This window comes from Microbulbifer sp., assembly GCF_036563125.1.
Lineage (GTDB): Bacteria > Pseudomonadota > Gammaproteobacteria > Pseudomonadales > Cellvibrionaceae > Microbulbifer.
This window is the reverse complement of the sequence record NZ_DATCMV010000138.1, coordinates 1-5,099: the sequence shown is the minus strand read 5'-3', so window position 1 is coordinate 5,099 and position 5,099 is coordinate 1. Positions and strand designations below refer to the sequence as shown.

The 5,099-nt window shown below is 55.2% G+C and carries 8 protein-coding genes; 2 read left to right on the top strand and 6 right to left on the bottom strand.

Features of this window, described 5'->3' with window-relative positions; genetic code table 11:
• Together VIL80_RS11895 and VIL80_RS11890 are read left to right on the top strand one after the other, a co-directional pair.
• A partial coding sequence (locus VIL80_RS11895; RefSeq protein WP_332036325.1) for a hypothetical protein occupies positions 1 to 376 on the top strand: 376 nt, incomplete at its 5' end.
• Positions 377 to 389: 13 nt separating this feature from the next.
• Positions 390 to 1,268, top strand: coding sequence for a hypothetical protein (locus VIL80_RS11890; RefSeq protein WP_332036324.1), 879 nt, complete (start codon positions 390 to 392; stop codon positions 1,266 to 1,268).
• A 76-nt stretch (positions 1,269 to 1,344) separates the two neighbouring features.
• Here VIL80_RS11890 and VIL80_RS11885 read toward each other — a convergent pair whose 3' ends face one another.
• From VIL80_RS11885 to VIL80_RS11860, 6 genes are all read right to left on the bottom strand, one after another.
• Positions 1,345 to 1,860, bottom strand: coding sequence for a DUF1993 domain-containing protein (locus tag VIL80_RS11885; RefSeq protein WP_332036323.1), 516 nt, complete (start codon positions 1,858 to 1,860; stop codon positions 1,345 to 1,347).
• Positions 1,861 to 1,972: 112 nt separating this feature from the next.
• Positions 1,973 to 2,392: a cupin domain-containing protein gene (locus tag VIL80_RS11880; RefSeq protein WP_332036322.1), complete on the bottom strand. Its 420-nt coding sequence runs from the start codon at positions 2,390 to 2,392 to the stop codon at positions 1,973 to 1,975.
• 179 nt (positions 2,393 to 2,571) lie between these two features.
• Complete coding sequence (locus VIL80_RS11875) at positions 2,572 to 2,985, bottom strand: VOC family protein (RefSeq protein WP_332036321.1); 414 nt, start codon at positions 2,983 to 2,985, stop codon at positions 2,572 to 2,574.
• Between the two features lie 126 nt (positions 2,986 to 3,111).
• On the bottom strand, positions 3,112 to 3,966 hold the full coding sequence (locus VIL80_RS11870) for a hypothetical protein (protein ID WP_332036320.1): 855 nt from the start codon (positions 3,964 to 3,966) through the stop codon (positions 3,112 to 3,114).
• A gap of 102 nt (positions 3,967 to 4,068) precedes the next feature.
• Complete coding sequence (locus VIL80_RS11865) at positions 4,069 to 4,749, bottom strand: DUF1294 domain-containing protein (protein WP_332036319.1); 681 nt, start codon at positions 4,747 to 4,749, stop codon at positions 4,069 to 4,071.
• Between the two features lie 55 nt (positions 4,750 to 4,804).
• A partial coding sequence (locus VIL80_RS11860) for a PH domain-containing protein (protein ID WP_332036318.1) occupies positions 4,805 to 5,099 on the bottom strand: 295 nt, incomplete at its 5' end.

Genomic DNA, 5,099 nt, shown 5'->3' with positions numbered 1-5,099 from the left:
CACCCGCATCGAAATCACCCCGGCCTCCCTGGATGAAAACGGCGAGTTTCCGGTACCGACGCCCACCAGCTACTACCGTTTCAAAACCGGGCCGCTGCACCAGGACAACACCAGCAATCCAGTGGACGGTGTACTGCTGAATGATTCACGTATCACTATGCGCACCGACAGCGTGATCGTTGAGGCACTGCTCGGTCAGGCCGATGCCCTGGACGAATACGCCATGGCGATCCAGCGCGCCGCCGCCAACAAGGAAACCCTGGCGAACGACCGCGAGCGGCTGGTGCAGGCCGCCATCGCCGAAGCCAAGCTCGAGGATCGCCTGGAGACCATTGTCGACCTCAATCGCCTGTGTGCGGTGGAAACAGCGGAATAAGGAGGAAATCCCCATGCCTCCAAGACATCCTGTCACCGATGCGACGCGAGTGCTCAATGCAGAGACAGTGACGCAGTCACCGGTGACCGACACTCAGGCAGCCACTGGTGGCGGATCTTCCGCCGCCAAGGGGCCCAGAATCAATACATTGATGTTGTATGACAGTGGTGATGCCGGGATCAGTGAGTTTTCACCGATTCTGGCGCGTGCCTACTACCCCAAGGCAAAGCTGGTCGGTATTGATTCCCTGGCGGCGCTTGCTGCGGCGCTGAGCAAATACAGCGAGATCGATACCCTGATCATCAATGTGCACTCAAGCCCCGGTTCCCTGCTGATCGACTACGCGAGCGCTTCACTCTCGCAGGTGCGGGACGCGCTGGCGAAAACCGGAGTCATCGTGAAATCGAAGATCGTGTTCGAGGGTTGCCAGATCATGCAGGACCCGATCGAAACCTGTCGCATGGTGGAGAAGATCTGCGGGCCAAAAACCCAGGTGGTTGGTTATACCTACTACAGCATCACCAACAAGTTTGAAATTGATTTCACTACGTTCGATGACCCTGTGGAAATCCAGTCGTTCTACAATGGCTTCACTCTGGACTACATGATCCCCGGTCTTCCTTCCGCGAAAGAATCCGTGGGTAAGGTGGTCGTCCACGGTCGGCGCTGGTTCCGGGATCAGTACGACGAAACGCTGCCGGAAAATGGCAACTTCCTGCATATCGAGAGTCTGGAAAGCCTGAAACGTTACACAATTGGCAACGCCGACGAAGCCCTGCGGGCAGAAGCGGATTTTGCCGGACCGGTTACACCGGGTGCGATAGTGACGGTTACCAACGTCTCGGCGGTGGCAAAAGCACACCAGAAAGCCACGGCAACGGCGGAACCCTGAGCCGAAGTTTTCCGGAAAAATAAAAAAGGGCTGTGGTAAACACCGCAGCCCTTTTTTATTGCACGGACTTTGCCGATTACGCGTCCTGCTTGATGTGCGGTGCGAGGTAGGTCATATAGTCGGCCTTGCCGATCGGGACACCCAGCTTGCGCAGAATCGCGTAGGCCATGGAAATGTGGAAATACACATTCGGCACCAGGTAGTCGTTGATGTACTGGCGTGCTGGCAGCTCGGCAAAGCGGCCCGGGCCGAGACCGATGCGCTTTACTTCGTCCAGCTTGCTGTCGTCGGCGGTAATACCCTCAACCATTTTCCTGGTCTCCGCGATATGCGCGCGCGCCTGCTCCAGTGAGGTCACCTCGATGCTCAGGTTCTCCACCGGCTGGCCAGCGCACCACTGGGAAAAACCGCGGGGCTGGTTGCACACCAGTGCCACCTGCGCGCCAAACGGGAACATATCCTCAGCCAGGCGCTCCTGCATCAGTGCGCCGGAATCGGCAACGTGCTTCTCGCCGATGGACAAAATATGCTCGAGCACATCCAGTCGGGAAGTGAAGATGCGCTTGATCTCATTGATTTCTTGGTTTGCCATGATGATCTCTTATTGGAGGAAAGGTACGCGGAAAGACATACGCGTTATGGTGCTGACTTTGAGCGTTTCAAGGGTGGCCCTGAAAGGAATTTCAGAATAAAAGACCTGTTGGTCAGCCACCCTTGCGGTAAACAATAAATATCACCAGATCCTCGGAGCCCGTTTGCCGCAACCCGTGGGAATTCCCCGGACGCGTTAGGATGGATGTGCCGGGGCCAACCTGCGACTTCACTCCATTCATGGTCAGCTCACCGGTACCGCTCATCACATAATAGATTTCGTCCTTGTGCTGCTCGTGATAACCAATAGCCGCGCCCGGGTGCAGAATGCGCTTGCGGAAAACGATGTCCAGGTCGGACACATTTGCAAAAAAGGGAAAAGCCGTGGTCTCACCACCGCCCTGATGTGGACCGGGTTGCTTTACTACGAGTTGCGATTCCTCTTCTATTGCGAAGCCCGCATCAGCCGCGTGGCCGGCAAGCCCCAGAAAAGCTGCAGTAATAAACGTAAGACCAGCTAAGTAAGTTTTCATATTTATTTATTGTGAGAATCCGGTGCAAGATTGCGTAACAAAATTGGAACCATCGCGCACACGATAAGTACCCGCCGCCGTATTGCAACTTGCCGTTTGTCGGTACGCCCATAGGGTGTCACTCGCCAGTCAGTCCTCCGCCTGCTGGCGAACACCCCGTCCTTCATGAGGCCTATTTTTCAGCCGGGCTGCTGCATCGCGGCAGTATCCATCCACACTAATTCCCAGATGTGGCCGTCCGGATCGCGGAAGGCGCGGCCGTACATAAAACCGTATTCCTCCGGCTCGCGGTAGGCACTGCCGCCGGCAGCAATGGCTTTTTCAATCATCGCATCTACCTCTTCGCGACTTTCCGCGGACAGGCACACTATCACCTCGCTGCTCTTGTATGTATCGCAGATCTCAAGCCCAGGCGTGAAGCTCTTGTACTTATCATTGGTCAGGAGCATGACAAAATTGCTTTCACCGATGATCATGCAAGTCGCGGTCTCGTCGGTGAACTGGGGGTTGAAATCAAAGCCGAGCCAGGAGAAGAACTCGACGGATTTTCCCAGATCGGCGACTGGCAGGTTTACAAATATCTTTCTGGACATGGTCTTTCCTCGGGTGAAGCCAGCGCTGGATTGCGTAGCTATCCAATAGTCGCAGCAGCGGGCTCAAATTCGACAGAGGTGATGCAATTTTTTGGCGGGCATTACTACGCCAGTTGAATATGAATATTAGCGTTTGCGTCCGGTGGCCTTGCACAGCAAAGCAAACAGCACCGTGGCATCCACCCCGAGTTGTTTCAATTTGTGCGGTTTGGCGGAATTTCGCGAGGAAATCAACACTTCCGGTACGCGATTACCGCGATGGTGACTGTCAGTAAGTCGAATGTCCTGGATTTCAGAAAATTGGAGGCGACGCTTGGCTGCTGGGTAATTGATTTCGATAGCGTTGGGATAAATCTCGACTCCAGTCGCGGTGGTGAAATACTCCCAGGCGATAAAAATAGACATCACCACTGCCGCAATTCCGATTCCGGGGCTACTGGTTAGACCCACGTAAATACCCAGGCTGGGCCACACTACGAGACTTCCGATGGGAAGCCAGTGGTAGCCATTACTGCACCCAAAGCGTGTTTGGCCGTCGAACGCTGCGGCAATATCCACTTTTCTGTGAATGGTATTTCTCAGCGTCTCAAATCCAGTTAGCTGGTATTCCACGTGTATCAGCACGTGACCATTGGAACCCAGCAGTTCCAGTCTCTGCATCAGCGGCCTTTCGCGCACATTAATAATGTGCTCCCAGGGTACCAAACCCCTTTCCCGGTTCTGGTGGATATACCAAATGCCTTCATTGTCAGTTGCGAGCGTGCGTAGTGGTAGAGACTTCAGTACACGAAAGATTGCCACGGCGAGACCCACAAAAAGGATCAATCCGAAAAGTGCGCCGATCCACTGTGAGCCTGAACTGTCCGGATCTATCACTGACTGGAAAAGCAAACCAGCAAACAGTGCGATCAGCGGCACCGAGATCAGCAGGCAACCTTTGTTCAGCGTTGCGAAACTCTTACTGAATGTATATTCCTGCATTGGTAACGTCACCGGATAGCCACGCCAGGTTTGCAGCGCGTCATTATTATTTTCATATTGTCTCTCGGTAGCTGTATGTTTTAAGCCATGATAAAACCCGACTCAGAAAGGAAAGCCTCCGTGGCTACCCAGTAGCATACGCAGGTACGCAGAACCCTCCGCCGTATGCAGCCATGCCAGTGCGCCCAGGTTGGCGAGTACGGTGAGCCAGAATATAAAGCGGAACGGCTGTTTGCGGGATTTGTGCCGCAACTGTTGCTGGGCCAGCCAGGCACCGGGCCAGCCGCCCAGCAGGGACATCAGGTGGAGCGTGCTTTCCTTGGTGCGCCAGTTGCCGGCACGGGCGGCGGACTTGTCCAGGTAATAGGACAGGTAGGTCAGCAGGCTCATGCCGATGTAGAGCAGCAGCAACAGCGGGGGAAGCCTGCCCAGTGCCACCGAAGCGGCCACTAGGCCGAGAAATACCAGGCCAACCATAAGCGGGCGGGAATTGCGGGAGGCGTTGCCTGCGGATTTGCGTTTTGGCTGTGACTTGGCCTGGGAATTGTCCCCCGCCAGCACTGCTTTCACTGCACAGGGGCGCCCCTGGCGGTCGGAGGATGGTTCGTAAGTCACTACATCGCCCGCTTTGGGGCGGCGCTGGCGATTGCCGAGCGCCTTGATATGGATAAATACCTGCTTGCCGCCGAGCATCGGTTCAATAAAACCGAAACCCTTGTCGTCATTCCAGTTGCGGATCTTGCCCTTTACGCGGCCAGCGGCCGGGGATCTTCTCTCAGACATACTGCCAGCCTGCTATCAAACGGATAGCTGGAGTGTGCCCGATTGAAGGCCGGGATCAAAGTGCGTAGCGCGCAATATAGTGGGCGATATCCATCAGCCGGGATTTGCCACTGAACTCAAAGCGCACCTTGCCCACCGCGGAAAAATACAGCTCCAGTTCACTATCGATATCAAAGGTGCCGGAGGTCTCCACCGACCAGGCCACGATATTCTTGTAAGGTAGGGAGGTGAAATCCTTCTTGCTGCCGGTGATGCCCTGCACATTCAGCGCAATGATGCGCTTGCTGGTAAACACCACGCCGTCGCGCATGGATTTGAACGAATCCAGTACTTCCTCGCCGTCTAGCAGC